This window comes from Rhizobium sp. YAF28 (genome assembly GCF_052113285.1).
Lineage (GTDB): Bacteria > Pseudomonadota > Alphaproteobacteria > Rhizobiales > Rhizobiaceae > Rhizobium.
Map to the genome: position 1 here is coordinate 112,440 of NZ_JBFRCX010000010.1, position 26,958 is coordinate 139,397.

General features: G+C 59.4%; 28 protein-coding genes and 1 pseudogene. 13 read left to right on the forward strand and 16 right to left on the reverse strand.

All coding sequences use genetic code 11. From position 1 onward, the window contains the following. Nucleotides 1-295 precede the first annotated feature (295 nt). Together cysQ and AB4Z13_RS22845 are read left to right on the forward strand one after the other, a co-directional pair. Nucleotides 296-1,093, forward strand: a complete 798-nt coding sequence (gene cysQ, locus AB4Z13_RS22840) for a 3'(2'),5'-bisphosphate nucleotidase CysQ (RefSeq protein ID WP_439016229.1) — start codon at nt 296-298, stop codon at nt 1,091-1,093. A gap of 685 nt (nt 1,094-1,778) precedes the next feature. Further along, nucleotides 1,779-2,495 carry a sugar transferase gene (locus AB4Z13_RS22845; protein ID WP_439017268.1) on the forward strand — a complete coding sequence of 239 codons (717 nt, stop codon included), beginning with the start codon at nt 1,779-1,781 and terminating at the stop codon, nt 2,493-2,495. A 24-nt stretch (nt 2,496-2,519) separates the two neighbouring features. Here the strand turns inward: AB4Z13_RS22845 and AB4Z13_RS22850 are convergent, their stop codons facing one another. Further along, nucleotides 2,520-3,266: a LuxR C-terminal-related transcriptional regulator gene (locus AB4Z13_RS22850; RefSeq protein ID WP_442206896.1), complete on the reverse strand. Its 747-nt coding sequence runs from the start codon at nt 3,264-3,266 to the stop codon at nt 2,520-2,522. A gap of 399 nt (nt 3,267-3,665) precedes the next feature. Between AB4Z13_RS22850 and sciP the strand changes: the two genes are divergently transcribed. After that, nucleotides 3,666-3,941 carry a CtrA inhibitor SciP gene (gene sciP, locus AB4Z13_RS22855; protein ID WP_007533628.1) on the forward strand — a complete coding sequence of 92 codons (276 nt, stop codon included), beginning with the start codon at nt 3,666-3,668 and terminating at the stop codon, nt 3,939-3,941. Nucleotides 3,942-3,956: 15 nt separating this feature from the next. Here sciP and AB4Z13_RS22860 read toward each other — a convergent pair whose 3' ends face one another. Continuing rightward, entirely contained in the window at nt 3,957-4,472 is a 516-nt protein-coding gene (locus tag AB4Z13_RS22860; protein ID WP_439016231.1) for a paraquat-inducible protein A, read from the reverse strand. A 52-nt stretch (nt 4,473-4,524) separates the two neighbouring features. Here AB4Z13_RS22860 and AB4Z13_RS22865 point away from each other — a divergent pair, with 52 nt between their 5' ends. Beyond that, nucleotides 4,525-4,803, forward strand: coding sequence for a GNAT family N-acetyltransferase (locus AB4Z13_RS22865; protein ID WP_442206897.1), 279 nt, complete (start codon nt 4,525-4,527; stop codon nt 4,801-4,803). 116 nt (nt 4,804-4,919) lie between these two features. Here AB4Z13_RS22865 and AB4Z13_RS22870 read toward each other — a convergent pair whose 3' ends face one another. Beyond that, complete coding sequence (locus tag AB4Z13_RS22870; RefSeq protein WP_007815190.1) at nt 4,920-5,270, reverse strand: hypothetical protein; 351 nt, start codon at nt 5,268-5,270, stop codon at nt 4,920-4,922. 436 nt (nt 5,271-5,706) lie between these two features. On the opposite strand from AB4Z13_RS22870, the gene ctrA reads away from it, so the two are divergent. Next, nucleotides 5,707-6,408 (forward strand): response regulator transcription factor CtrA, encoded by a 702-nt coding sequence (gene ctrA / locus AB4Z13_RS22875; protein ID WP_007815188.1) that lies wholly within the window; start codon nt 5,707-5,709, stop codon nt 6,406-6,408. 127 nt (nt 6,409-6,535) lie between these two features. On the opposite strand, the gene AB4Z13_RS22880 is transcribed toward ctrA, so the two are convergent. After that, nucleotides 6,536-6,898, reverse strand: coding sequence for a response regulator (locus AB4Z13_RS22880; RefSeq protein ID WP_037104520.1), 363 nt, complete (start codon nt 6,896-6,898; stop codon nt 6,536-6,538). 113 nt (nt 6,899-7,011) lie between these two features. Continuing rightward, on the reverse strand, nt 7,012-7,659 hold the full coding sequence (gene chpT, locus AB4Z13_RS22885) for a histidine phosphotransferase ChpT (protein ID WP_113321625.1): 648 nt from the start codon (nt 7,657-7,659) through the stop codon (nt 7,012-7,014). Between the two features lie 181 nt (nt 7,660-7,840). On the opposite strand from chpT, the gene AB4Z13_RS22890 reads away from it, so the two are divergent. Both AB4Z13_RS22890 and AB4Z13_RS22895 read left to right on the forward strand, forming a co-directional pair. Then, nucleotides 7,841-8,431 (forward strand): DUF1134 domain-containing protein, encoded by a 591-nt coding sequence (locus tag AB4Z13_RS22890; RefSeq protein WP_007815180.1) that lies wholly within the window; start codon nt 7,841-7,843, stop codon nt 8,429-8,431. 129 nt (nt 8,432-8,560) lie between these two features. Next, complete coding sequence (locus tag AB4Z13_RS22895; RefSeq protein ID WP_442206898.1) at nt 8,561-9,721, forward strand: hypothetical protein; 1,161 nt, start codon at nt 8,561-8,563, stop codon at nt 9,719-9,721. 6 nt (nt 9,722-9,727) lie between these two features. Here the strand turns inward: AB4Z13_RS22895 and AB4Z13_RS22900 are convergent, their stop codons facing one another. Further along, a complete protein-coding gene (locus tag AB4Z13_RS22900) occupies nt 9,728-10,552 on the reverse strand; it encodes a TrmH family RNA methyltransferase (RefSeq protein WP_113321623.1) in 825 nt (274 codons plus the stop codon). 7 nt (nt 10,553-10,559) lie between these two features. After that, entirely contained in the window at nt 10,560-10,952 is a 393-nt protein-coding gene (locus tag AB4Z13_RS22905; protein WP_113321622.1) for a hypothetical protein, read from the reverse strand. 42 nt (nt 10,953-10,994) lie between these two features. Between AB4Z13_RS22905 and AB4Z13_RS22910 the strand changes: the two genes are divergently transcribed. Then, a complete protein-coding gene (locus tag AB4Z13_RS22910) occupies nt 10,995-12,020 on the forward strand; it encodes an RluA family pseudouridine synthase (protein ID WP_113321621.1) in 1,026 nt (341 codons plus the stop codon). Nucleotides 12,021-12,033: 13 nt separating this feature from the next. Here the strand turns inward: AB4Z13_RS22910 and AB4Z13_RS22915 are convergent, their stop codons facing one another. Then, nucleotides 12,034-12,195 (reverse strand): entericidin, encoded by a 162-nt coding sequence (locus tag AB4Z13_RS22915; RefSeq protein ID WP_113321620.1) that lies wholly within the window; start codon nt 12,193-12,195, stop codon nt 12,034-12,036. Between the two features lie 268 nt (nt 12,196-12,463). On the opposite strand from AB4Z13_RS22915, the gene rpoH reads away from it, so the two are divergent. Next, nucleotides 12,464-13,372, forward strand: a complete 909-nt coding sequence (gene rpoH / locus AB4Z13_RS22920; RefSeq protein WP_037104500.1) for an RNA polymerase sigma factor RpoH — start codon at nt 12,464-12,466, stop codon at nt 13,370-13,372. Nucleotides 13,373-13,459: 87 nt separating this feature from the next. On the opposite strand, the gene AB4Z13_RS22925 is transcribed toward rpoH, so the two are convergent. Both AB4Z13_RS22925 and AB4Z13_RS22930 read right to left on the reverse strand, forming a co-directional pair. After that, complete coding sequence (locus AB4Z13_RS22925; RefSeq protein ID WP_442206899.1) at nt 13,460-15,844, reverse strand: hypothetical protein; 2,385 nt, start codon at nt 15,842-15,844, stop codon at nt 13,460-13,462. 60 nt (nt 15,845-15,904) lie between these two features. After that, a complete protein-coding gene (locus AB4Z13_RS22930) occupies nt 15,905-17,203 on the reverse strand; it encodes an adenylosuccinate synthase (protein ID WP_113325387.1) in 1,299 nt (432 codons plus the stop codon). Between the two features lie 188 nt (nt 17,204-17,391). On the opposite strand from AB4Z13_RS22930, the gene AB4Z13_RS22935 reads away from it, so the two are divergent. Further along, nucleotides 17,392-18,309, forward strand: coding sequence for a DMT family transporter (locus tag AB4Z13_RS22935; RefSeq protein WP_442206900.1), 918 nt, complete (start codon nt 17,392-17,394; stop codon nt 18,307-18,309). On the opposite strand, the gene AB4Z13_RS22940 is transcribed toward AB4Z13_RS22935, so the two are convergent. Together AB4Z13_RS22940 and AB4Z13_RS22945 are read right to left on the reverse strand one after the other, a co-directional pair. Beyond that, on the reverse strand, nt 18,306-19,154 hold the full coding sequence (locus tag AB4Z13_RS22940; RefSeq protein ID WP_113325389.1) for a GNAT family N-acetyltransferase: 849 nt from the start codon (nt 19,152-19,154) through the stop codon (nt 18,306-18,308). The genes AB4Z13_RS22935 and AB4Z13_RS22940 overlap by 4 nt on opposite strands. Before the next feature lie 267 nt (nt 19,155-19,421). Further along, nucleotides 19,422-19,760, reverse strand: a complete 339-nt coding sequence (locus AB4Z13_RS22945) for a hypothetical protein (RefSeq protein ID WP_113325390.1) — start codon at nt 19,758-19,760, stop codon at nt 19,422-19,424. 263 nt (nt 19,761-20,023) lie between these two features. Between AB4Z13_RS22945 and AB4Z13_RS22950 the strand changes: the two genes are divergently transcribed. Both AB4Z13_RS22950 and AB4Z13_RS22955 read left to right on the forward strand, forming a co-directional pair. Further along, nucleotides 20,024-20,233, forward strand: a complete 210-nt coding sequence (locus AB4Z13_RS22950; RefSeq protein ID WP_113325391.1) for a KTSC domain-containing protein — start codon at nt 20,024-20,026, stop codon at nt 20,231-20,233. 126 nt (nt 20,234-20,359) lie between these two features. Next, on the forward strand, nt 20,360-21,199 hold the full coding sequence (locus AB4Z13_RS22955) for a DUF6030 family protein (protein ID WP_442206901.1): 840 nt from the start codon (nt 20,360-20,362) through the stop codon (nt 21,197-21,199). Here the strand turns inward: AB4Z13_RS22955 and AB4Z13_RS22960 are convergent, their stop codons facing one another. Then, on the reverse strand, nt 21,200-21,733 hold the full coding sequence (locus AB4Z13_RS22960) for a hypothetical protein (RefSeq protein ID WP_442206902.1): 534 nt from the start codon (nt 21,731-21,733) through the stop codon (nt 21,200-21,202). It abuts the gene before it with no gap. 266 nt (nt 21,734-21,999) lie between these two features. On the opposite strand from AB4Z13_RS22960, the gene AB4Z13_RS22965 reads away from it, so the two are divergent. Beyond that, on the forward strand, nt 22,000-22,200 hold the full coding sequence (locus tag AB4Z13_RS22965) for a KTSC domain-containing protein (RefSeq protein WP_051942244.1): 201 nt from the start codon (nt 22,000-22,002) through the stop codon (nt 22,198-22,200). A 132-nt stretch (nt 22,201-22,332) separates the two neighbouring features. Here AB4Z13_RS22965 and AB4Z13_RS22970 read toward each other — a convergent pair whose 3' ends face one another. The 3 genes and pseudogenes from AB4Z13_RS22970 to AB4Z13_RS22980 all read right to left on the reverse strand — a co-directional run. Beyond that, a complete protein-coding gene (locus AB4Z13_RS22970; RefSeq protein WP_442206903.1) occupies nt 22,333-24,144 on the reverse strand; it encodes a putative bifunctional diguanylate cyclase/phosphodiesterase in 1,812 nt (603 codons plus the stop codon). A gap of 115 nt (nt 24,145-24,259) precedes the next feature. Next, nucleotides 24,260-26,044: an IlvD/Edd family dehydratase gene (locus AB4Z13_RS22975; protein WP_442206904.1), complete on the reverse strand. Its 1,785-nt coding sequence runs from the start codon at nt 26,042-26,044 to the stop codon at nt 24,260-24,262. After that, nucleotides 26,041-26,958: pseudogene (locus AB4Z13_RS22980) on the reverse strand (NAD(P)-dependent oxidoreductase); the annotation flags it as partial. The gene AB4Z13_RS22975 and the pseudogene AB4Z13_RS22980, both read right to left, overlap by 4 nt.

Below are 26,958 nucleotides of genomic sequence, written 5' to 3' on the forward strand. Positions count from 1 at the left end.
ATTTTTAGCCAAAGCAGGCTTCGTCAATTAATCTTTTGGCACCGAACGAAACCAGAGACGCTCGCCTTATGCGTAAATTGTTCCACAAGTAAGGAAATTGACGAAATTTCAAACTCGAAGATGCTGTCAATTGCAAATGGCATTTCACGAGCAATCGCTTCTGACGCGCTTTGTGCAAACCCCACGAGCCTGTGCTAATGTTACGGGATTCCAGCAAAGGGGTGCGGCAGCACCTCCTATACACTATATATAGCGCGGTGGTCTCAAGACGAATTTGCAGACGAACGGCAGGAATATGCTGAAGACATTTGAACGGGCGGCACTCGAAGCCGGCAAAGCCATCATAGAAGTCTTCTGCGATGGCTGCCCGGTGGAAATGAAAGCTGATGCAAGCCCGGTGACGATCGCCGACCAGGAGGCCGAGCGCATCATACTGGCGTATCTGAAACGCGATTTCCCTGAGATCCCCGTCATCGCCGAAGAATCGGTAGCCGCTGGCAGAGTGCCTGATATCGCCGGAAAGTCCTTCTTTCTGGTCGATCCTCTGGATGGCACCCGCGAATTCCTGGATAAGCGCCAGGAGTTCACCGTCAATATCGCCTATGTGGAAAATGGCATCCCCGTCACCGGTATCGTCTATGCCCCGGCGCTCGGCATCGCTTTTTCCGGCGAGCGCGGAAGCGCGGAGAAACTAGTGATCGACGAGAACTTTGCGATAACGGAGAGAATGCCGATCAAAGTGCGCAAACAGCCCACAGAAAGTATGGCGCTCGCGAGTTTTCGGCATGATAGTCCCGAGACTGGCCTCTTCCTCGCTAGGCACGCGATCTCCAAATGCACCAACATCGGCTCGTCCCTGAAATTCTGCCTGCTGGCAGAAGGCAAGGCCGACGTCTACCCACGCTTCACCCGCACCATGGAGTGGGATACGGCGGCCGGCGATGCGGTGTTGCGCGCAGCCGGCGGATCGACTGTCACCATGGACGGCCAGCCGCTCATCTACGGCAAAACCGGTGCGGCTGCTGATTTCGACTTCGCAAATCCCCATTTCGTCTCATGGGGCGGCACAAAGCCTGCGCTCGAGCGGGCGTAGCGACCGCCGAAAGTCGGTGTCTTTCAGCTTTGTCGCTGCAATATTGTAGCGGGCTGTTCGACACCATTGCCTGGATGCCTCCGGCCGGGAAAATCACCCGGTAGGTTCCATCTCCGGTCTTCACTTCTGATTCGGAGTCCGCACCCTTCCCTTCTTCCGGTCGCATGCTCTCCCGCCGCAATGTCGCCATAATCGCCGCTGCCGCCATCATGTGACTTCGGTAACATTAGCGCAGAGGCAGATATAATTATGGTATTAAATCCATAGTTTAGGAATACCAATTCCGACAGCCTGCGCTCATCCGGCTCCGGCGCAATAGACAATATATTCGATCCAAACGGGACCGGGATCCCGTAGGCCCTACCGGGATTGGAGCGTTTTGGCACGGTGTAAGCCATGCCCATCACAACCGTCGTCTGTGTTCCGAATCTGGCCAAACACATAAGATTCCTAATAAAAACGCCGGTTGAAAAATAAAACTCCTGATTTTGCATAAACTTAACGCAACTGCGAAGTTTGCTGCGATGCGAAATTTCTCTGGACTCGGTTAAACAAATGTCGCAAATTTAGGATGTAGTAGGGTTAAACGTCGCCTAACATTCTGGTGCCTTAATGTGGCGCTAACCAAGCCAGCGAATGACACCGCCGAAAGCTTCAAAATACAAAGGGTAGATCCTTGAGCGTCATGGACCTTAACAAGAGTATTTCTGAAGAGAGCTTTCGCGTTCCGCCTGTTCGTCAGGTAAACGCGAGGTTCCCAGTTACCGCACTCGACAGCATCGTTCCGCCACCTGCCTCCATGCAGTTCGTGCTGAAGCGAGCCTTCGACATTTTTGCCTCGATCAGCGCACTTATCGTGCTTGCTCCGCTTCTTCTGGTCGTCGCAGCCCTGATCAAGATGGACAGCCGCGGTCCAGTGCTCTTCAAGCAGACCCGCTGGGGCAAGAATTGCCGCGCCATCAAGGTCTACAAGTTCCGTTCCATGCGTACGGATATGCAAGACGTCACCGGCGTTGCACAAACGGTCAAGAATGACCCCCGCGTTACCCGCGTCGGTGCCTTCCTGCGCCGTTCGAACATTGACGAGCTGCCGCAGCTCCTCAACGTGCTCAAGGGTGACATGTCGGTTGTCGGGCCGCGTTGCCATGCAATCGGCATGCGTGCCGGCGGCATGCTCTATGAAGAGCTGGTTCCGGAATATCATCACCGCCACGCCATGCGTCCGGGCATCACTGGTCTGGCGCAGATGCGCGGCCTGCGCGGCCCGACAGACCGTCCGGCCAAGGCGCGCGCCCGCATCGCCAGCGATCTCCACTATGTCGAGAACTTCTCGATATTGATGGACATCCGCATCATCATCGGAACGCTGATTTCCGAGCTGAATGGCGGCAAAGGCTTCTGATTGGAGAAGTAAGGGTATCGGCTGCTACAGCAGCCGATACCGAAATGCCCGGGCGACGGCTTGCATGCGGTTGACCGAATCCAGTTTGCGCATCGCGCTCTTCAGATATCCCACCACCGTATGCGATGAGAGATCGAGAATGATCGCAATTTCGTCGCTGCTCTTGCCTGCGGCCGACCAGCGCAGGCATTCGATCTCGCGCCGGGTGAGGCTTTCCGAGGGCCGGTCTTGCGGCTTCTCGTCGCCCGGCAGCGTGTCCAGAAGCTCCATACAGCCATAAATCAGCGTCGTCGCTTCTTCGCGAGTGGGCATGGCACGCGCGCCCGAAAAGGCGAAGATGTATTGTTTCAGGTCAGCGTCGTGCAGCGCGAATGCGAACGTATGCTTCAGCCCGTGCATCTGAAACATCGTGTTCAGACGGCGGTTTTCCTGATTCGCTGCATTGCCACTAAAAGACCCCTCTTCGCAGAAGACAGGCATGATCGTGCGCTTCATGACAGCGACCAGTTTGCTGCAATAGAAGAGGTCCGCCTCCTCGTAAAAGTTGACGAGGCTCTGCGGCCAGTTGCTGATCAGCTTGTTCTCGAGAAAGGCCGTCCGGTCCCCGCGCGGGAATACGGAAAACAGATGGAATTCGAACCCGGCGGCCTTCGTCAGCTCGTCCAGGCGGCTTGCACCGTCGACAGCGGAAATGCCCGCAGAACGGGCCTCGAACGCAGAAAATGCGGCATCATCGGCGCAGTCGCGGACTGCGCGTTCACGTCTCTTCATTCTCTTATTCCTTCACGGGCCTCGCTTCGGCTCGGCCTCGCAACCGGCAGCGGATTGGACGCGCCGGACGATCAGGAAGGACGGCATCTGCCCCGCATCCGAAGGATACGAAGCATTCAAACGGCAATCTTTATTGATACTGCGAGAGCAACGGAGACGAAGTCTTTGCGCTCAACTTATGTTGCAGCGCTTATAAAATTATCCAGAAGAAATATGTAACATTTATTCCGCATGGCTCCCATGCAGCCGCATCAAATTGACGTAACGGCAGGGGCCAGCAAATCAGCCCTCCGGGAGCGCGTCTAAAGTTATTATCAAAGTCTTACGATGCGTTTAGGCAATTTTTAAATGTGGCAAGTTAGAGTGGCGCCCGTGGTCTTGCGTTGTGTAGAGAGTCCAATGACCGAAATGATACGTCCCCGAGTGAAATATGTCATCGGCCCCGATGGCAGCCCCCTGACGATTGCGGATCTTCCGCCGCCGAACACGCGGCGCTGGGTCATCCGCCGGAAGGCAGAGGTTGTCGCGGCTGTTCGCGGTGGCCTGTTGAGCTTGGAAGAAGCCTGTGAGCGTTACACGCTTACTGTCGAAGAATTCCTTTCCTGGCAGTCCTCCATCAACAGCCATGGTCTCGCCGGCCTGCGCACTACGCGCATCCAGCAGTACCGCCACTGATTCCATTCGATTTGATTATTTCGGGCCGGACGCATTTCCCTCGAGGGAATGAAGAAGGCCCGAAATCATTGCCGAGGCCGCGTAACACCAGAGGCCGGGTTGCGTAAACGCATTCGCAAGTCCCGTCGTCTTCGCTGCCGCAATCACGATCGCGACGAGCAGCACGTCCATCATGGACCACTTGGACAGATGCGGCACGACGTTGCGATAAAACAGGCTGCCGGTGCCGCCGGCAGCCATGGATTCAGCCGCGATCCCGATCATTTTCAAAACCGGCAATACGATCGAGACGAGCGCAACCAGTGCCGCAAGCGCCACGTCACCTCCATTCCAGAGCGAAGCCACGATTTCCAGCAGTGACGGCGTCTCGTCGAAGAACCAGAGCTTCTCGAAGCGGATGAGCGGCAACACGAGGCCAAGCGCCAGTAGAAACGGCGCCGTCACCAATAGAACGGGCCGGACCGCCGAAAGCCTGTTCAATTTTCCGCCTCCCCTTTGAACACACTGTCTCCTGCCGCTACGGCTTGGCATGCCGATGCCGCCATGTCACGTTCGCGATCACATAATTCGTCAGGAGACAGACATGGATATCAGGATTGAAGAAAACACCTCCGGCGGCCGCTATGTTGCGACGCTGGAAGGCCATGAAGCGGAAATGACCTATTCCCGCACATCACCGAAACTCATCATCATCGATCATACCCGCGTGCCGGACGCTTTGCGCGGCAAGGGCGTCGGCCAGGCACTCGCCCTTCATGCGGTCGAGGCGGCTCGCGAGGGCGGCTGGAAGATCATCCCGCTCTGCCCCTTCTTTAAATCACAGGCGCAGCGCCATCCGGAATGGAACGACGTGGTAAACTGAGAACATCCACCATACGAAAGAAACACCAAAAGCCATGCATGACGGACACCGCGCCCGTCATGCATGGCTTCTGTGGTTATCCCCCAAGGCGCCGTGACCGGCGCCTGCAACATTCGTCAGGCCCGGACGCGAACCGCGCCATCACGCTCTTCGAGCGCCGTTGCCCTGGCATATTCCGCCTGCATTTCCTCAAGCGCCAATTCCAGCGCCTCCTCCTGAACCTTCAGTTCCTTGATCGAAACCTGAAGATTGTCGGCGCGCTGACGTGCGGCCTTGGCGAAGGTCGGATATGCAAAGTGATTCGGGTCGGAAATACCGGACTTCTTTTCCTCGACGACGATCTGGCTCTCCAGATCCTTCGTCATCCGTTCAAATTCGGACATCATCATCTGCAACTGCTGCAGCTGACGACGTTTTTCGTTAACCTGAAACTCTTTCAGGCGAACGAGGCTCTCTCGCGACTTCATACGCATTACTCCCGTGATGCGAGACCCCGGCTCAACTTGAAACCGCCCTTGCGCGCCGCTTTGACACGGTTTGCTAAAAAATTTCCTGCGATATTAACAAAAACCTACCGCTGGTAACCTTTCGTTTACGGGCATCGTTAATGATAGGCCCGATGATTTAAGGCTCGGTAAACACCAGGACAGGAAAGCCGAACCTTTTCATTAGCGAGTCGGATGAATCACTTAGCGCATATTCTTAATGTTGAAGTTGAGAGTTGCGCTTCGAGATTCCCATTGGAAAACAGGGAAATGGAAAAATTATTTAATAAATTCGATACTCCTTGCCAGAGTGAATTAGAATTTGTTAACCATTTCGTGGCAGCTTCCAAATCACGTAGCTTATTCGGTATCGCGTAGGGGGCCATGCCACCTTTCGGCGGCGGTAAAGGGGATAATTATGCGGGTACTTCTCATCGAGGATGATAGCGCTACGGCGCAGAGCATCGAACTGATGCTCAAATCTGAGAGTTTTAATGTTTATACGACAGATCTCGGCGAAGAAGGCGTGGATCTGGGCAAGTTGTATGATTACGATATCATCCTTCTCGATCTGAACCTTCCCGACATGTCCGGATACGAAGTGCTGCGCACTCTCCGCCTGTCGAAGGTCAAGACGCCGATCCTCATCCTCTCGGGCATGGCCGGCATCGAAGACAAGGTTCGTGGTCTCGGCTTCGGCGCCGACGACTACATGACCAAGCCGTTCCACAAGGACGAGCTCGTCGCCCGTATCCACGCCATCGTCCGCCGTTCCAAGGGTCATGCCCAGTCGGTCATCATCACGGGCGAGCTTATCGTCAACCTCGACGCCAAGACCGTCGAAGTCGGCGGCCAACGCGTCCACCTGACGGGCAAGGAATATCAGATGCTGGAGCTTCTCTCGCTCCGCAAGGGCACCACGCTCACCAAGGAAATGTTCCTGAACCACCTCTATGGCGGTATGGACGAGCCGGAACTGAAGATCATCGACGTCTTCATCTGCAAGCTGCGCAAGAAGCTCGCAAATGCTGCCGGCGGCGCCAATTACATCGAAACCGTCTGGGGCCGCGGCTATGTGCTGCGCGAGCCCGATGGTGCCGAATACGCCGAAACCGCCTGATCCGCCGAATCCCCTTACCAAATGAAAAGTCCCGCCTCGCCGGCGGGACTTTTATTTTGTCGGCAATGTGCGGAAATGAAAAAGCCGCCCAAAAGGACGGCCCCCGTTAACGATTTGTGCGACCTATTCAGGCAGCGATTGCGCGATTTCCGAACACGGCGGTAAGGATTTTGCGGTCGAACGGCTTGAGCAGGAAGTCGGTTGCCCCTGCCCGCTTGCCGGCCATCAGCTTCTTCAGATCGGCCTCGATGACGCAATAGTAGATCTTGACCTCTTTGCCGCCGTCCATGGCGCGGATATTGGCGATGAGATCAAGCGCGCCTTCCATGCCCGAATCAACGATCAGATATTCGGGAAGCTCAGCCTGGCAGCGCTGCAACGCCTCCTCGGCATTCGAAGCTTCGCTGACCAGAAAATCGAGCTCTGAAAGGATTCGCTTGCCGACCTTGCGAACGATGTCCGAACTATCGGTGATCATGAATCTTTGCATGGCAGCTCCTTACCCCTCGCGCTGTCTCCGTCGAGGGTCTTCCTGACCTTCGAGGATAGGTTGATCAGGCTAAGGAATCGTTACTGCACCGGCTTCGATCAGCAATCGGTGAACTACGCTGCGGCAACCTTGGCAGTGAAGACGATCTCTTCGGCGCTGGCTGAATAATCCAGAACCATGCCGCATTCTTCCGCTAGCAGTACAGTGTAATAAGGCTGGATCGAATGCGCATCGATCGCTTCCTCGGCGGTGCCGGTGGCGATTTCGACGAATTTCGGCGGCAAGCGCATCAGCTTGCCCCTGGCGACGAGCTTGAAACTGGCATCGAATTCCGGATTTTCCAGCGTAATATCCAGATTGCCGCCACGCGGAATGGAAGAATATGCGACGAGGAAGAGGTTAAGGAGAAGCTTGACCCTGTTCTTGGCGACGATCGCGCGTGGGCCGCTCCAGCTGACCTCGGTCTTCTTCTCTGCCACGGCAAAGTCCTTGGCTGCACGTTCGGCCTCGCCGGTATCGATCGAGGCGCCGACGGAACCGGATGCACCGAAGGCAAGGCGCGCGAATTTGAGACGGACCGAGGCATTGAGCGCACTGGTGCGGATGAGATCCATCGCGTCCGAATCCGCTCCGCCTTCGTCCAGAAGTTCCAGACCGTTATTGATCGCGCCGACGGGCGAGATCACGTCATGGCACACACGACTGCAAAGAAGTGCTGCCAGGTCCGGGCCGGACAAAGTGAGATTCGGGTTCTTGGACATCATCGTCTCCTGAGGGCGGCAGTGTCATTCCACCCGGTAGTGTGCCTGATCAAAATTGCGCGAAGTTTGCGACCGTACTCGCCGCCATAATGACACCATATTTGGTAAACCGATTGTTAAGACGATCGGAGCAAAATGCATCAAATGCCAATGCCCCCGACAATGACGAATGGATGACATCATGCGCCTCCAATTTCTCGGAAGATTTATCGGCTTCTGCAAGTTGCTGACCGCTATCATGATCTCGTCGGTGATGATTACCGGACAGGCCGCAGCGCAGCAGAACAACGGCCAGTACACAGTGCAGGAAATCGTTGATGCCGGTCATTCCTTCTTCGGCGAGACCAGCGGCGGCCTTGCCAAAGTCGTTGAAAGCGCCTTCCAGAAATACGGCCTGCCGAACGGCTACATCCTCGGCCAGGAGGGCGGCGGCGCCTTCATCGCCGGCCTCACCTACGGCGAAGGCCAGCTCAATACCAAGAATGCCGGCGAGCATCCGCTTTACTGGCAGGGTCCATCTCTCGGCCTCGATTACGGTGGCCAGGGCTCCCGCGTCATGATGCTGGTCTACGATCTGCCGTCCATCGACTCCATCTATGCTCGCTTCGGCGGCGTCAGCGGCTCGGCCTATGTCATTGCCGGCTTCGGCATGACGCTTCTCAAGAACAACAATGTTCTGGTCGTGCCGATCCGCACTGGTGTCGGCGCCCGCCTCGGCATCAATGTCGGCTATCTGAAGGTCACCCCGAACCCGACCTGGAACCCCTTCTGAAAAGCCAAAATCGGCGCTAATATCCTTGGGAATACAGTCTTGCCGGTGCCAGCAGCCTTGTCGCTGCGCGCGCTGCGTGCTTAATCAGGCGGACTGACCCGTATCAACCTTCGAATCGATGGCCGCGCCGTGATCGAATACGCTCTTTTGTTCGGATTGGGCTTCCTGACCGCGGCCTTTCTCGTCTTTCTGGTCTCGCCCGCGGTTCACCGCCGCATCGTCTGGTATACCGAAAACCGCCTCAAGGCGACGATGCCGCTGAGCCCGCAGGAAGTACGGGCACAGAAGGACATGGTGCGCGCGCTCTACGCCGCTGAAAATGCCCGCACCGCACAGGACCTGCACCGCGAACGCGAAAAGTCGCTCTCCCTCCAGCTGCGCCACGACGCACTCGCCGTCGATGCCGGCAGGCTGGCCTCTGAAGTCAATGAGGCGCGCGCACAGATCGGCGAAATGCAGGTAGAGGCTGCCGAGCAGCGCTCCCACCTGCGCAAGGACGAAAACTATATCAGCCAGTTGAAGACGAGCCTGCATATTGCCGAGCAGGCTGGCTCCAACAAGGATAGCGAGCTGGAAACGCTGCGGGCGCGGCTTTCCAAGATCACCGAACAGGCCAACAACCTGAAGATCGACCTTGCTGCGCGTGAGACTGAAGCCGAGAATATGAAGTTCCGCACCAATGCCCTGCGCGACGAACGCGATACGATGCGCCAGGACGTGACCGTGCTGCAGAAGCGCGCCAAGGATGCCGAACAGAAGCTCAGCCAGCAGCAGCACCTGGTCATTCGCCTGGAAGACAAGGCCGCCCGTGAGGCCGCCTCTGCCACGGACAAGGAAGCCCTGCTCGGCCGCCGGCAACAGGAAATCGCCAAGCTGAAGGATCAGTTGAAGGCTGCCAATGCCGAACTCCGTAAGGTCGCCAAGGTGCTGCGTGATGCCGGCCTCTCCAAGGACATTGCCGATCTGCCCGCCGAAGCGGCCAGCGAAGCAGAGGCCTCTGAACTCGATCTCGCTGCCATCACAGCGCAGATGAGCGACAATGTGCGCCGGCGCAGCGCAGCACTTGCCGACCACCTTCAGAAGGCAAGAAACAATACCGGCCGTGATGGCGCGCTTCGCGAGGAAATCACCTCGATCGCCGCCAACATGGTAGCGCTCACTGCGCTCAAGGAAGGCCCGTCCTCTCCGATCCTGTCCCTGCTGCCCGATGGCGGGGAGAAGAAGGGCGCAAACGACCGCGTGAACCTCGCCGACCGCGCAGCCGCGATCATCGCCGATCCGCAGCGCTGAACTTCATCAGATCCGCGCCATCGCCGAAGATATCGCAAAGAGCGCAATACCGGTCGCCGTCGCCACGTTGAGACTGTCCAGTCCTTCAGACTGCGGAATGCACGCACTGCGGAAACGGGAAAGCACCGCTTCCGGCAGTCCCTCGCCCTCAGTGCCGACGACGAGCGCCATGCGACCGGAAGCCGGTATCTGCCGGATATCCGTCTCGCCGCGTGGCGAAAGCGTCCAGATTGCAAAGCCGCGCTCGGCAAGGCTCGAAAGAAGAGCGAGCGCATCGCCGCCGCGATGATAGGGCATGCTCAGGACCGAGCCGACCGAAACGCGCAGTGCCTTGCGGTAGAGCGGGTCGCAGCAGGTCTCATCAAGGAGGATCGCATCCGCCCTGAAGGCAGCGGCATTGCGGAACATCGACCCGGCATTATCGTGATTGGAAATGCCGCAGCCGACAAGGAGCAGCGCCTGCTCGGGTAGCGCATCGAGAAGCATGGTTTCCGTCGCCTGCTCGCGGCGACCGAGCGCAAGCACGCCGCGATGCATGTTGAAGCCGACGATACCGTCAAGAACATCGGCGTCGGCCACATAGACGGGTACGTCGTTCGGAAAGGTGTCGAGGATCTCCGCCACGCCGTCGAGCCGATTGCGGAGCAGCAAGATCTTTTCGGCTGAAAATCCTCTACCCGTCGCATGCGCATCGGCGAGCATGCGCAGCACGACGGTACCCTCGGCGATGAAGCGGTTCTGCCTGCCCGTCAGGTCGCGCTCGCGGATATCGCGAAACTCCGCGATCCGCAGATCGTCCGGGGTTTCGATCGTGAGAGGTTGTCCGGCCATACCGGCCTCAATTACCCGACAGCGTGATGTCAGCCACGATACGGCCAGCTTTGATATCGAAGACTAGGGCCCTGCGCTTGCCGTCCACCGCCGTGCCGTAAAACAGGATCTGTCCGCCCGAAAGCGATGTCTGCTCGATCTTGAAGCCGAGCGGCAGCGAGGCTGTCGAATTCATCGGCGCGTCGGAGGGAACACCGGAAGAGCCTGCGGACGCTGTGGTCTGCGAGGGCTCCGTACGCGTCACCTTGTAGACAACAGCGCCGAAGACCGCCATAAGGCTCACGAACATGATGGCGCCCGAGACGATCTGCAGGCGAACCATCTTGCGCCGGACACTTTCCATAGCCGGATCAAGGGGCTTTTCTTCCTGCTCATCGTCGGCTGGCTCGAATTTCGTCATCTATGGCGTCCCGTTCTAAAAATACGTCGGAGAAGAAGCGTCTTGAGCGACCCCTTTAAACAAGCAGATGACAATAGAAAAGTCCTGACCGCCGATGAGACAGCCGAAGGCCGCCTCGACGCCTGGCTGACCGCGCAGGTTGGCGAGGAATTTTCCCGCAGCCGCATCAAGGCGCTGATCAAGGACGGGCAGGTCTTTTTGAAGGGCGCGCCGATTACCGATCCCCAAAAGAAGGTGCGAGCCGGAGACAGCTACGAGATCATCCTGCCCAAGCCCGAAGACCCTGCCCCGAAGGGCGAGGATATTCCGCTCGATATCCTCTACGAGGATGACGATGTCATCGTCATTTCCAAGCCGGCTGGCCTCGTTGTCCATCCAGGCCCCGGCAACTGGACCGGTACGCTCGTCAACGCGCTGATCTACCATTGTGGCGATACCCTCTCCGGCATTGGCGGTGTGCGCCGTCCCGGCATCGTTCACCGCCTCGACAAGGATACGACCGGCGTCATGGTCGTCGCCAAGAACGATATGGCGCATCGCCATCTCTCGCTGCAGTTCGCCGATCACGGCCGCACCATGCCACTGGAACGTGCCTATCGGGCGATCGTCTGGGGCCGTCCGCGCTCGCTCTCAGGAACGATCGACGCGCCGCTCGGCCGCGCCACCGGCGACCGCACCCGCCGCGCCGTCAAGCGCCCCGAAAACGAGAGTGCCGACGAGGCGATCACCCACTACGAAGTGCTCGAGCGCTTCCATGAAAGCCCGGATGCGAGCGCGCTTGCCTCGCTCGTCGAATGCCACCTCGAAACCGGCCGCACGCACCAGATCCGCGTCCACATGGCCCATATCGGCCATCCCTTGCTGGGCGACGCCGTCTACGGCGCCGGCTTCAAGACCAAGGCCAATCTTCTGCCCGACGACGCCCGCAAGGTCGTCAAGGCTTTCGATCGCCAGGCGTTGCATGCCTACATGCTGCAATTCGAGCATCCGCGCACCGGCGAAGTGATGCATTTCGAAGTGCCGCTACCAGGTGATATGGTGGAGCTCGCTGACGCCCTGCGCGGATGAGAAACGGCCGCTGCTATTTCTTGGAGCCGGCACCCAGGACCCGATGCGTCGCATTGTCGAGAGCGTGGCTGGTGTCGCGCCCGTCCTGCGCCAGTCCCCTGGCGGTGTTTCCGCAGGATGAAAGAGCGGTCGAAAGCGAAAGCAGCAGGATGGCGGCAAGGGCTGGTCTGATCATCTGGTTCCCCTCATAAAAGCGGCTGGCAAGAGTGCCACCACCACTGGAAAAATGCGGCAGCTGTCGGTAAAATCAATGCCTCTGATTGGCGCTGGCAACGGCCGGATAACGCCCTCGTGAACGCCGAGGGGACCTTGAATCGCTGTTTCGCCATACTTATCTGTATATGGACTTATTGCGGGCTTGGAGAGAGCCGCATGTCCCGGTTTGCCTTTAACGCGAGGGCGCGTTCCATCGGGAACCGGAATCCATATAAGGAGGGTGCATCATGGCCCGAAATAACTTGCCGTCCATTACCGCCGGCGAAGCCGGTCTCAATCGTTACCTGGACGAAATCCGTAAATTCCCGATGCTGGAGCCGCAGGAAGAGTACATGCTCGCCAAGCGTTACTCCGAGCACGGCGATCGTGACGCCGCACACAGGCTTGTCACCAGCCACCTTCGCCTCGTCGCGAAGATCGCCATGGGTTATCGCGGCTACGGCCTGCCGATCGGCGAAGTCGTATCCGAAGGTAACGTCGGCCTCATGCAGGCCGTCAAGAAGTTCGATCCGGAACGTGGTTTCCGCCTCGCCACATACGCCATGTGGTGGATCAAGGCCTCGATCCAGGAATATATCCTGCGTTCGTGGTCTCTGGTGAAGATGGGCACGACTGCCAATCAGAAGCGCCTGTTCTTCAACCTGCGTCGCCTGAAGGGCCGTATCCAGGCCATCGATGACGGCGACCTGAAGCCGGAGCATGTGACCGAAATCGCTACCAAGCTGAACGTCTCTGAGGAAGAGGTCGTTTCGATGAACCGCCGCCTTTCCGGCGACGCATCGCTGAACGCGCCCATCAAGGCCTCTGAAGGCGACAGCGGCCAGTGGCAGGATTGGCTCGTGGACGACCACGACAGCCAGGAAGACGTGCTGATCGAGCAGGATGAGCTCGATACCCGTCGCCGTATGTTGTCGAAGGCCATGAGCGTGCTGAACGACCGCGAACGCCGCATCTTCGAGGCTCGCCGCCTTGCTGAAGATCCGGTGACGCTGGAAGATCTTTCGGCCGAGTTCGACATCAGCCGCGAGCGTGTCCGCCAGATCGAAGTCCGCGCCTTTGAAAAGGTGCAGGATGCGGTCCGCAAGGAAGCGCTGGAGCGTGCCAAGGCCGTGCGTGTGGTCGAAGCCACCGCATAAGCTGGTCGTCATCTGAAATCAAAAAAGGCGGGTCCCTGCGGCCCGCCTTTTATTTTGCGTGATTTCCGAGGCTCCGCGACGCCGGCCTTACTGGCTGGTCGAGAGATCTCCGAGCGCTGTCCATTCCTTGATAGCCGTGTTGAAGGCATTCCCGCCTGTGGCGCCCTTCTGCATGGTCAGCAGCGCACGGCGGCCGTTGCGATAGGTGACCGGAATGTCGATCCAGTCGCGCGTGGCAAGCAGGTCCAGATTGGCCTTGCGCGCATCCGGATAGTCGTTGAGCGCGATCATGTGAAAATCGTCGGTAATTTTGGCCGGCACCGCAATCAGCGGATCGCCGCGATCCTGCTCCGTACGTTTCATCGAGATGCGCTGGACGCTATCGATGCTGCCGCCTTCGAAATTCGGCGGAACGGAGAAGACGATCTCGACCAGATGGCTTGCCGGCAGCGACGGGTCGGAATTGCGCTTGAAGGTTACAAGCGCCGAAAGATTGCGCTCTGGAACGGTGACATTGCCCTGCACGGTGGCTTCCTGGCGGCCGTCCTGTCCGGCTTCATGCTGAACGGTCCAGACGACCGACCCCTCGATTGCCGTCGGCGAGCTTTCGCCGATCCGCTCCTCATAGAGGAACATCTTTTCGGTGGCGCCGATAGGTGTGTTCTGCGCCGCAGGTGCTGCGGCAGGGCCGTTCGGCGTCAGGTTTTCAGCAGGCGCAGCATCGGACTGGACACTCGGCGTGCTGGTATCGGCTGCAGCAACGTTCTGCGCGGCAACCGACTTGCCTTCCGCCGTCGGCGTTCCCGGCACTGCTGCAGGGCCGCTATCGACTTCGGTGCCATCGGCGAGCAGCCGCTGGGTAAACTTGGTATTGGCAGCCGAACCGTCCAGCGAGGCAACTTCCTGGTTGGGCCGCGCCGGCGGCGTAGTAGCACTCTGATCTGCCGGCTGGGCCGTGGCCGGCGTACTGTTTTGCTGCACCGGAGGCGTTGTGGCTGGCGTCACAGTCTCGTCGCGCGCAGCCTGTGACGGCGCGGAGCTGACGAGACCATCGACCATTTCCATCACCGCTTCGCGGTTCATCCAGCCCGCGTAGGCGGCGCCACCGAGAATGCCGAGCGTAACGAGAATCGCCAGAATGGTGCCGATGCCGAAGCGCCGGCGCTTCGGTTCCATGCGGAAACTCTTGCCCTGCATCTTCGAGGCAACGATCTGGTCCAGATCCATCGGCGGATTGCTGTCGTCGTCATCGGTCGCAGCGTTGCGGCGGTCATAACCACGCAGTGTCCGCGCCTCACGCCAGCCTTCGCTTGGCGCTGCGGCCGGTGCGGGAGCTGCAGAGCCGGAACCGTTGCCAGCATGCACTTCCGCAAAGATATCGACGTCGTCGAAATGCGCGGAAGCTGGTGTCTTCTTGCCCGTGCCAGCCTCGATCGGCGGCAGATCGTCGAAAGCGGCAGCTTCCCAGGAGAAATTTTCCTTGGCAGCCGGCATGACGGCCGGCGAAGCGCTGTTTCTGAGCGTTGAAACCTCATTGAGAGCGCGTGCCGAAGCATCGGCGGGAACGGCGGGCGTTGCCTCAGCATAGGAATGGAGTTCTTCGCGCGCCCATTCGGTCTCAGCTTCCTGCGCTACTGGAGCCGGTGTTTCGGCAGCCGGCTCGGACCACATGCGATCGAAATGCGCTGCCGCATCCATTGCAATCGGTTCTTCGCGCGTGTGCTCGATGAAGTCGCTGGTTTGCGGCTGCGATTGGGGTTCGAAATCGGCCATCGGCTCGACGAGCCGGTTGGACGCACGGTCAAGGCCGCGTGGAGCCGGCTGATGAGCCTCTTCGCGCTGAAGCTCTTCTTCCACCTCATGGGCGGTTTCGGCTACCGGCTCTGCAGCGACCTCTTCCGGCCGCGATTCTTCCGGATAATATTCCGCCACCGGCTCATGAGGGCTCTCGGGCTCGGCATGAACCTCTGCCTGCTCCGGCGCGCGCCATTCTTCTGCAGGCGCTTCTTCCTCATGAGGCGGATGCCATTCGGCGTGCTCGGGCACCACCTCTTCGGCGGCAGCCGCCGCCTGAACGACCTCCTCCGGCTCGGCAGGCTGCTCGTAGACGGGGGGTTCTACGTCCTCCTGCTGCTCATGGCTTTCGGAGACGGCTGCTTCGGCAACAGGGGCCGTCTCCGCGACAGGCTCATGTTCGAGCGCGGGCTCCTCATGGACCTCAGGCTCCGGCGCGGCTGCGACCGGTTCCTCGACAGGCACGGCTTCCGAGTGTTCGCCCTCGACTTCGCGGATTGCGGCCTCGAGCTTTTCGAGCTGGCGTTGCAGCATGGCTTCCGGCGGACGCGGCTTCATGTTCTCGAGCTGCCGCTGCACTGCGCCGCGCGCACGCTCGTAGACCTTCACCCGCATCTCGGGCGTATTTTCAGACAGGCCGTCGACTGCCCGCCGAATAACTGCAATAAAATCCGCCATCAGTACTTTCTCAAGAAGTCCGGCACACTCCCGAACACTCGCCTTAGGTGACCCGCGACATTAATCCTCAAACGGATCAGTCACAAGTATGGTGTCGTCACGCTCAGGGCTTGTCGAGAGAAGCGCAACGGGCGCGCCGATCAGTTCTTCGACCTGGCGAACATATTTGATCGCCTGCGCCGGCAGATCCGCCCAGCTGCGGGCGCCGACCGTCGATTCCTTCCAGCCTTCCAGCGTGACGTAAATCGGCTCGACCCGAGCTTGTGCCGCCTGGCTTGCCGGAAGATGGTCGATCTGTTCGCCATCGAGATTGTAGCCGACGCAGATCTTCAGTTCGTCGAGACCATCGAGCACATCGAGCTTTGTCAGCGCAATGCCGCTGATGCCGTTCGTGGCGACCGACTGGCGCACCAGTGCAGCGTCAAACCAGCCGCAACGGCGCTTGCGCCCCGTCACCGTGCCGAATTCATGGCCCTTCTCGCCGAGGAACTGACCGATCTCATCCGTCAGTTCGGTCGGGAACGGACCTTCGCCGACGCGCGTCGTATAGGCCTTGGTGATGCCGAGGATATAGCCGAGCGAACCCGGACCCATGCCCGAACCGGCAGCGGCCTGGCCGGCCACCGTGTTGGACGAGGTCACGAAGGGATAGGTGCCGTGATCGATATCGAGGAGGCTGCCCTGCGCACCTTCGAAGAGGATGCGGGCGCCCTTGCGGCGCTGCTTGTCGAGGAACAACCAGACCGTATCGCGGAAAGGCAGCACACGGTCGGCGATCGAGGTCAGCTCGTCCATGATCGTCTGGTGGCTGACTTCCGCAACGCCGAGGCCGCGGCGAAGCGCGTTGTGGTGGGTCAGGATGCGATCGACCTTGCCCGGCAAGGCTTCGAGGTCCGCGAGATCCATGACGCGGATGGCACGACGGCCGACCTTGTCTTCATAGGCCGGGCCGATGCCGCGCCGCGTCGTGCCGATCTTGGTGCCGCTGTTGGAGGCTGCGTCTTCGCGGTAGGCATCGAGCTCGCGGTGCAGGGAAAGGATGAGGGTCGCGTTGTCGGCGATGCGCAGGTTCTCAGGCGTCACCTTCACGCCCTGCGCTTCCAGCCGGCCGATCTCGGCGATCAACGCATGCGGATCAACGACGACACCGTTACCGATGACGGCCATCTTGCCGGGGCGTACGACGCCGGAAGGCAGCAGCGAGAGCTTGTAGCTCGTACCGTCGATGACGAGCGTATGGCCGGCATTGTGTCCGCCCTGATAGCGCACAACGATGTCAGCACGTTCCGAAAGCCAATCGACAATCTTGCCCTTGCCTTCGTCGCCCCACTGCGAACCGACCACGACCACGTTCGTCATCAAACTCTTCCTGTTACCGGCGGAGAACCGCACACCTGCTCAAACCCGCGCATCTATAAAGCTTTGTTTTTGGGAAAGCGACCCTGTTGTCACAGCAGATTCGGCTTTTTACGTGACAAATCAGCCGCCGGCAGGCTAAGCCCCGTCATAAAAAGCCTGCCAGAGACGACAAAGACGGGAAGATCCCCTTGCAAGCTACAGCCTATATCTGCCTCGTCATTGCAACTCTCTGCTGGGGCGGCAATGCCGTGGCAGGCAAGCTGGCGCTCGGCCATGTCAGCCCGATGATGCTGACCTTCCTTCGCTGGTTCCTGGCTGTCGTGCTGATCGCCGCCGTCTCGCTGTCACAGTTGAAGAAGGACTGGCTGGTGGTGCGCAAGAACCTGCCCCTCCTCTTCTTTTATGGTGTGATCGGCTACACGACCTTCAATGCCATGCTCTATTCGGCCGTGCAGTACACGACGGCAATCAATGTCGCGATCGAGCAGGCCGGCATTCCCATGCTGATCTTCCTGTTGAATTTCGTCTTTTTCCGCACCGGCGTTTCGCTGGCCCAGGTCGTCGGCTTCGGCATGACCCTTGTCGGCGTCGCACTGACGGCTGCCCATGGCGATCTTGCAACCCTGCTGCAGCTCAGCCTGAACCGCGGAGATGGGTTGATGCTGATCGCTGTCGCCGCCTATGCCGTTTATACGATCTTCCTGCGCTGGAAGCCCGTCGTCGACTGGCGCACGCTGATGGCGATCCCCGCGCTCGGCGCGGCGCTGACTGCCCTGCCACTGCTTCTATGGGAAGCCTCCCGCGGTGCGGCCCAATGGCCTGATGACAAAGGCTGGGCGATTGCCTTCTATACGGCAATCTTCGCCTCGCTGCTGGCGCAGATACTCTATATCAGAGGCGTCGAGGAAATCGGCGCCAATCGCGCCGGCCTGTTCATCAATCTCGTCCCGGTTTTCGGCACGCTGCTTTCTGTCGCCTTGCTCGGCGAAACGCTGCAGCTTTTCCACATGATTGCGCTGGTGCTGACGCTCGGCGGCATCGCTATCGCCGAAAAGGGCCGCCCGAAAACGGCTGCACCCACCGTGCCTGCTTCGCCGGTCGACTAACCAAGCTCCAGCGTCGTCACGCCATAGACGTTCTTCAGCGGGATTTCCGGCGCCGGACCGCGATACATGCGCGCGGTTTCCATGACTGGCTCGAGCCCTACGCTTTCTGCAAGTGCAATAGCCTCGGCATTGGCCGAGGGGATATCGATATAGATCGACGCGCCATGCGCCTGAGGAATGAGGCCGGCCAGAAGAGCGGCGGCGCTATCTGCGTCGCCAGCAAAAAGCGGGCCGATCTTGTAGCCCTCATAACAGCGGCGGATCGTACCGTAACCGCGGATCTTGCCGCTCTTGCGCACGACGACCGAGCTGCGCCCCTTGCGGCCCGTGCACCAGGCGGCAAGGAAGGCCGCACGGGGCTGCGGAAAAATACCGCTGTCATAGCGAAGCAGGCCTTCGAGCCTCGCATCCGGGACCGGCTGCGCGACGAGTGACGACTGCGGCACCGATGTCGGCACGCCGCCATAGCGGATCGTGTTATAGGCGACCTCGAAACCGGCCTTGCGGTAGGCTGCCTGCTGAGCCGCAACTCCATCGAGGCCGATCGTCCGGTCTCCCGCCGAAGCGATGCCGGCGTTCCAGATCGCCTTGCCGAAGCCCCGGCCACGGAAATCGGGATGCACGATGTAAAGACCGAGAAAGGCAAAATTGTCGCCATATTTGACGACCGAGATAGAACCGACCGGCACCTCACCGATGGCGCCGACGAAAAATCCGGAAGGATCAGCTTCGTGGAATGCGATCGCGTCGTCGAGGCCAGGATTCCAGCCCTCCTGACGTGCCCATTCCAGCGCAAGCTCCAGTTCGCCGGGCCGCATGGAACGAACGGCAAATTCCGAATTCATGCAACCTTCCCAGATTGAAACCCGCAAGTCCATTCCGCCATGCGCCAAGCAATCGTCAAGTCGATTGTCCCTGCGCTCAGACCGGTCATGATGAACTCGCGTTCACGGCTTGAACGATGTGTGTCGTCGTTTTGAAATGCAATGCAAAAGAACTTCGATCTCGCCTTACCATGAAACAATGTAATTGCAATCTCAAGAAAATTACTGCGCCCGCCGGATCCTTCCGGCGGGCGCAAATCGAAAGACGACATATGAAGTATTTAAGCCTTAGCGCAGAAACGGACCCAGCGCTTCGGCAGTACCGATGGTCTGGGCAGCCTGGCTGAGAACACTGTCGAAAACGAAGCCGACAACGATGGTCAGCTGCTGCGAATAGGCCTTCAGCTGATAGCCCTCGCCTTCGACCTGTGCCGGAGCGCTCAGGGCAAAGGGAATGTTCGGGCGAACGAAGCCAATGCTCGTTGTCAGCGGCTCCTCGGGCAGATGGCCTATGGCCGACGTGTATATGAGATCGCGGCCGAAACCGCCCGGGCCAAAGGCGAAAGCCGGCTGGCTTGCAGCCGATACCGTCATTGCGAGCGTCGCAGCGAGAAGAAGTCTGCTCATCTTAAAGTCCCCTTTTCCAGTCGGCCGGCGATTTCCGCCTGGCCGCAGCGCCGGTCGCATCTGTCCATGCCCGGCCGCTTTCATGAGGCGCACTCTACATGCCAGTATTTGCAGGCTTTTTAAGCCGATCCGTACAATTTTATTGAAACGCGATTTTTTAGACTGTCGCTGTTCAAGCAGAAAACAATCTTTACCATACGCCTTGACGGTATCTTCGCATCCTTACTTTTAAGGTGCCTCAAAACGAAACAGGGGCAAAAACGATGCACGAAGTTCCAGTCAAATCCCGTATTATCCAGAACGTCTATTTCAGCCAGGAAGACGGGCGCCTGCGCATCTGCTTCCGCAACGGCGAAGAACGCCTGTTCGAAGGCGTACCGGCTGACGACGTCAGCACCATGGTGATGGCGCCCTCCCCGGGCCAGTATTATATCGACCGCATCAGAAAGCGTTACCGTCGCATCGCAGCTTAAAGCACTTCGATACTTTTACCGGCGCGGCTTTAAATCGATTACGCCGCGCCAGGTGAGATCGATTGCCACATCGGTCCGAGCCTTATAAATGATGACTTCCATTGTCCGAGGTCTCGCGAACTGACGATGCCATCGTCCGATCAGAACATGAAACTGGCGCCGCAGCCGCGAAAGGGCCGCGCCGTCATGTGGCTGCTGATTGTTCTGTCCGTTTCAATTGTTGGCGCAACGGTGCTGCTGTCGAATGACATGCGGCACCTGAAGTCGCTAGCCCACTACTTCGGCATAGAGCTTTTTCCGCCCGCGGCACCTCCGCCTCCCCCGCCGCCCAAGGTCTTCCGCCGCACCGAACCTGTCAGCATCAAGATCGCACCGCGCATGTTCGACCCGCCGCAGCCGGCGCTCGCGAGCGTTTTCCTGCGCACCTGGCGGATTTCCGGCCCGGTCATGTGCGAAGCGCTGCGCTCAGCCGGCGTGGAAACCAGCGAATGGGCGGAAACGGCGTTCAATTCCGATACGTTCGAATGCTCCTACGAACATGTCTACAAGAAGGAGAAGGAGCACGTCGTCAGCTCGCTCTTCCTCGTCGTGCGCGGCAATGGCAGAGGCACGATTACGAGCATGCGCGTGAAGCTCCTCGGTCCCGCGACCGACAGCAACGGACAGCTTGATCCCAGCATATCGCGCATCTTTGAAACCATGCTGACTCAGCCGGCGTGGCTGGATTTCCATGATGCACTGACGGCAATCCGCAATCTCAGGGATGTGAAGGAGGAAGGCTTCGGTGCCCTCATCAATTTCACCCAGGAATATTCTCGGCCGGGCGCCTTCAACTTCACGCTCCTGCTTCAGGAGGCCTCCGCCCAACAGCGCCGCACGAAGGATTACTTCTCCCCGAAGACCTGGCTACCCGCGCCCGACCCCTCCTGGCAGGTGCCGGAACTCATCTTCTGGCGACGCGCCTGATCACTTCGCGCTGGCAACGAGCTGCACCTCGGGCATGTCGTTGAGCAACCCGGCGAGGTCCTGACCGTCCCGCCGGCAACTCACCATGAACAGCTTCGGCGCTAACTCCTTGCTGGTGCATTCGATGAAGCTGCGGCGCAAGGCAGTCCGCAGCAGGCTCGCTGCATTCTGGCCGCAGGCAAGGCGCCGACCCTGCGCATCGGCGCAAAGCGCCCGTCGGGCGATCCGCGCGACACCGGCAATGACGAAGGTGTTGCCATCAAGGGAAAAGGTCGCATTGTCGATGACCTTCAGGGCCGGGCCGGCAGAAAACTTGAAGGGATAGCGATCGGGCTCGCGTTCATAGGGCTGATGGCTCAGATCGATATGAACCGGCACGAGGGTCCAGATCGCTCCACTTTCTGCATCCATCCGTGGCGTCGCATCCACCGGAGAGGCGATCAGATAGGAGGCGAAAGCCATCGTGCCCACAACGGCCACGAGCGCGCAACAGATGCGGCCGAAAAGAATGATCAGCTCTGCAATCACCCGCAAGGACATCCCCATTTTAAGGCTGGACGAAACGCTTTTGAACGCTCGCTGAGGGAGCATTGTTCCGCTGCAGGTTGCGCTTAATTGTCATAACGCTTTCGGGCTAATTTAGAGCGTCAAACTTCAGACGCATTTAACTCAAAATAGGTAGGGCTCCACTCTTTGGATCCTTGACTTGAATCGACCGGAGATTAGCTTGACGCTGTCTTGAACCGCTCGTCGGATCCAGCAGCCACCTCTCTCGCGCGAAACACATCGGGGAGTACCGCATGGAAACTAGACTGCAGTCCAAACTCATTGAAGCGATCGATTACAAGCGCGAGACTCGACACCTCACGCTCTATCTGACCAACGGTCAACGCCGCCATTATGAAGATGTCCCTGAAGGCATCGTCGTCGGACTGACCGCAGCAGCTTCTCCTGGCGACTTCTACATGAGCCAGATCCGGGGCCGCTTCCGCACTACCTGAAAAATACGGCACGCACCCAAGGCGTGCCGTGTCAGTGCACTGAGAGTTAGCTTAAAGTGCTCGCCGACTGGATCGTTCGAACCGAAATCGGCTTCCCATTCCATTCATCGACTAAACTTCAGCCCCCAAATCTCAGCCAGCCACACTTCGCGATTTGCCGCCGTGGCCGTTTGATGCAAGAAGGCGCCCTGTATCGGCGGCGTTGGAGGGATAGCCGAGCGCAAAACCCTGCAGGCTGTCGCAGCCGAGCCATGACAGCGTCACGGCATGGGCTTCGGTCTCCACCCCTTCCGCAATCACTTCCACATCGAGAGCCTTGGCAATCTCGACAATCGATCCGACCACGCGCCTCTGCTCAGCCGATTCCACCACATCGGTGACGAGTTGGCGGTCGATCTTCAGCCGCTTCGGTTTCAGTCGCACGAGGCCGATGAGCGAGGCATGGCCGGAACCGAAGTCATCGATCTCGATATCGATGCCCATCTGCTTGATGAGGTCGATATTGGCGAGGAATTTCTCATCGCAATCGTCGAGGAAGATCGTCTCCACCAGCTCGAAGACGATGGCACCCGGCGGAATGGCCAGCCGGCGCAGCTTGTCCAGCAGAGCAGGATCGGCAAGACGCCCGGGCGAGATGTTCACGGCGATCCGCGGCACATGGTAGCCCAAGGCCTGCCAGGCGGCCCGATCTTCAAGCGCGCGCTGCAGAACTGCGGCATCGATCTCCGCCGAAAGCCCGTATTCATCCGCAATGCGCAGGAAGACGCCTGGCGCAAGCACGCCCTTTTCCGGATGGTTCCAGCGTGCCAGCGCCTCCAGCCCGGTGATCTCGCGGGTGCGCGCATCGAGCTGCACCTGATAGTAGGGAATGATCTCACCCTGCTCCAGGGCCTGGGCGAGATCTTCGGCCAGGCGACGCTTGCCGCGCAAGTCGTCCTGAAGCTGTCGGCTGAAGAATTCGATGCGATTACGGCCGAGCTTTTTTGCCTGGTAGAGCGCCAGATCGGATTCGGCGAGCAGGTTGCGCGCCCTTTTGTCGCTGCTCCAGGATACGCCGATCGATGCACCGGATTGCAGCATCTCCTGCCCGAAGCGGATTTTCTTCAGCAGTCGCCTCTGCACATCCTCAACGATTGCCTTCAGCGCATCGAGGCCGGCGAAATTGATCAGTACGATAACGAAATCGTCGCCGCCGACACGGGCAGCCATGCCATCTGAGGGAATGGCAGCGGCAATTCTGAGTGATGCCGTGCGCAGCACGGCATCACCGGCGGCGTGGCCATGGCTGTCATTGATCTGTTTGAACTGGTCGAGATCGAGATGCAGAACGGCAAGCGTCGACACGCTCTTTTCCGCCAGCAACGCCGCGAGCCGCCTGTCGAACAGGCGCCGGTTCGGCATGCCGGTCAGATAATCATGATTGGCGACATGCTCGATCCGCGCATTGCTTTCTTCAAGCGCCAGCGCCCGGGCCTCGGCCATCATCTTCTGCTTGCCGAGCTCGGCATTGAGCAGCACATCGGATGTAACATCCCATTCGGCACCGATGAAGGAGGGGGTGCCCTCCTCATCGACATAGAAATGCGCACGTGACCGCAGATAGCGGATCTCGCCGCTTGGCAGGATGATGCGAAACTGGGAGTTATAGGCACCCCGGGCGGCAACCGCTTTTTCGAAATCCCGCTCGGCCTGCCCCCTGTCGTCAGGATGTATGGCCTCGGACCAGACAGAGGTCGGCACCTCTCGATCTGTCTGACCGGTGCCGTAGAGGCGATGCATCTGCGCGTCCCAGAGAATAGCATCCTTGTTGATGCTGTGTTCCCACACACCAATTTGCGAAGCATCAAGCGCCAGCTCCAGTCGCCGAAGAAGATCCTGGAACTCTCGCTCTGATCGCGTTGGTTTATTCTCGGGCAATTTCGTTTCAGCCTTCGAAGCCTGCAAAAACTCATAATATAGTCGCAAGCCCTCATTAATGAAGCCTTTTCGTAAGTACCGAACTAGTTACTAGGTGAACTCTTCGTTACGACTGCCTTCTTTTCAATCAGTATTGTTTTAATCAGTGATTGTGTCGCGGTGGGTTCCTGGCAATCCGCCGGAACTCTGCTGCCCCCTCGATGACCGCACCATCTGACAGCTGCGTCACCGTTTTCCGGTAGATGCGCTGCCATGGCGTCGCATCGGCCGGCACCGGCGGGATTCCGTCGCCCTTGCGTCGCTCGATTTCAGCCTCGTCAACCAGCATATCGCAACGCCCTTGATTGAAATCGATGCGAATGATGTCGCCGGTCCTGAGCCACGCAAGCCCGCCGCCTGCCGCACTTTCCGGGGAGGCATTGAGGATCGACGGACTGTCCGAAGTGCCGGACTGTCGCCCGTCACCGATCGTCGGCAGGCTCTTGATGCCGCGCTTCAGGATATGATCCGGCGGCTGCATGTTGACCACTTCCGCAGAGCCCGGCCAGCCGAGCGGACCAGCGCCGCGGATGGCGAGGATCGTGTTCTCGTCGATGCCGAGCTCCGGATCGTTGATGCGCTTGTGGTAATCCTCCGAACCGTCGAAGACGACAGCCTTGCCCTCGAAGACGCCTTCCCGGCCCGGCTCCTGCAGGTAACGCTTACGGAAATCCTCGGATACGACGCTCATCTTCATGATGGCGAAATCGAAGAGGTTGCCCTTGAGTACGAGGAAGCCCGCACGCTCTTTCAGAGGCTCGCTGTAAGGTTTGATGACGTCACGGTCGCGCGCCTCGCGCCCTCGCAGATTCTCCGCCATGGTCTTGCCGGTGACGGTGCGACAGTCGCCGTCGAGCTTGCCGGCCTGCAGCAATTCCCACATGACAGCAGGGGTGCCGCCGGCACGGTGGAACTTCTCGCCGAGATAGGCACCAGCCGGCTGCACATTCGCCAGCAGCGGAATATCGAAACCATGCACCTGCCAATCCTCGGGATACAACTCGACCCCAGCATGCTTCGCCATGGCGGCAAGATGCGGCTGGGCGTTCGTCGAGCCACCAATCGCCGAATTGGTTTTGATGGCGTTGAGGAAGGCTTCGCGCGTCAGGATATCGGACGGCTTCAGGTCTTCGAGCACGATCTCGACGGCGCGACGGCCGGTACGATAGGCCATCTGGCCGCGCTCACGATAGGCAGCCGGAATATTACCGCAGCCTGTCAGCGACAGGCCTAGCGCCTCGGCCAGCGCGTTCATGGTCGAGGCCGTGCCCATCGTGTTGCAATGGCCGACGGAGGGTGCCGAATCGAGTGCCGTCTGCAGGAATTCCTCTTCGTCGATCTCGCCAGCCGCGAGCTTCCGGCGCGACTGCCAGATCGCCATGCCCGAGCCGGCGAGTTTTCCTTCATGCCAGCCGTCGAGCATTGGCCCGCCGGAGAGAACAATCGCCGGAATATCGACCGTCGAAGCCGCCATGATCGCCGAAGGCGTGGTCTTGTCGCAGCCGGTCGTCAGCACAACACCGTCGAGCGGATAGCCGTAGAGAATTTCGACAAGCCCGAGATAGGCGAGATTGCGGTCGAGTGCTGCCGTCGGGCGCTTGCAGTTCTCGAAGATCGGATGCGTCGGAAATTCGATCGGGATGCCGCCCGCATCGCGGATGCCGTCCCGCACGCGCATTGCCAATTCGATATGGACGCGGTTGCAGGGGGTCAAATCGCTGCCGCTCTGGGCGATGCCGATGATCGGCTTGCCGGACCGCAGCTCCTCCGGCGTTACCCCGTAATTCATGAAGCGCTCCAGATAGAGCGCCGTCATGTCGATATGATCGGGATTGTCGAACCAGTCCTGCGAACGCAGGCGGCGCTTGGCGGTCTTGCTGTCGGTCATTTCTTTCCTCCCGGTCGGGCATTCCTGTCTTCGAGATGGAGCAGCAAGGCGCTGTGATCCGTCTCGCCGTTGCCCCTGGCAACAAATTCTGTGAATTCGGCATGAACCGCTTCCGTCAGCGGCAAGGTCAGGGAAAGGGCTTTCGCGGTCGCCATGACGGCGTCGAGATCCTTCAACTGGTTAGCCGAAGAACCACCCGGCGCGAACTGCCGGTCGATCATGCGCTTGCCGTGGATCTCCAGAATGCGGCTGTCCGCAAAGCCACCACGCACCGCATCCCGGAAAGCGGCCGGAGAACCACCGCCGGCCTCGATCAGCATCATCGCCTCCGCGACGGCGCCGATCGTCACTGCCACGATCTGCTGATTTGCGAGCTTCGCAAGCTGCCCTGCCCCATCGGGGCCGACGTGAGTGACGCGCCCCATCGGCGCAAAAACATCCGAGAGTTCAGCAATGACGGACGCATCCCCACCCGCCATGATGGCAAGCGCCCCTGCCGAAGCCCCGACCACGCCGCCGGAAACCGGCGCATCGATATGGCGGATGCCGTGCTTGGCAAGCTTCTCTGCGTGTTCCCGCGCGAAAGGTGGAGCGATCGAGCTCATGTCGATGACAACAGCACCCGGCTTCATGGCCTCGGCCGTGCCCATGTCGAACAGCACCTGACTGACGGCCTGAGCATTGGTCAGCATGCAGATGACGATATCGGCCGCTGAGGCGGCTTCGGCGGGTGCGGAGGCGATAGTGGCACCATTGCCGGAAAGGGTCTCAGCCTTGGTTCGATCACGGTTCCAGACGGTGACGGAAAAGCCTGCGCCAAGCAGGCGCCGCGCCATCGGCGCGCCCATAAGGCCGGTGCCAAGGAAAGCGATCTTGCGCTTCCCGCTGTCTTTTGATGCGTGCGTCACCCAGCC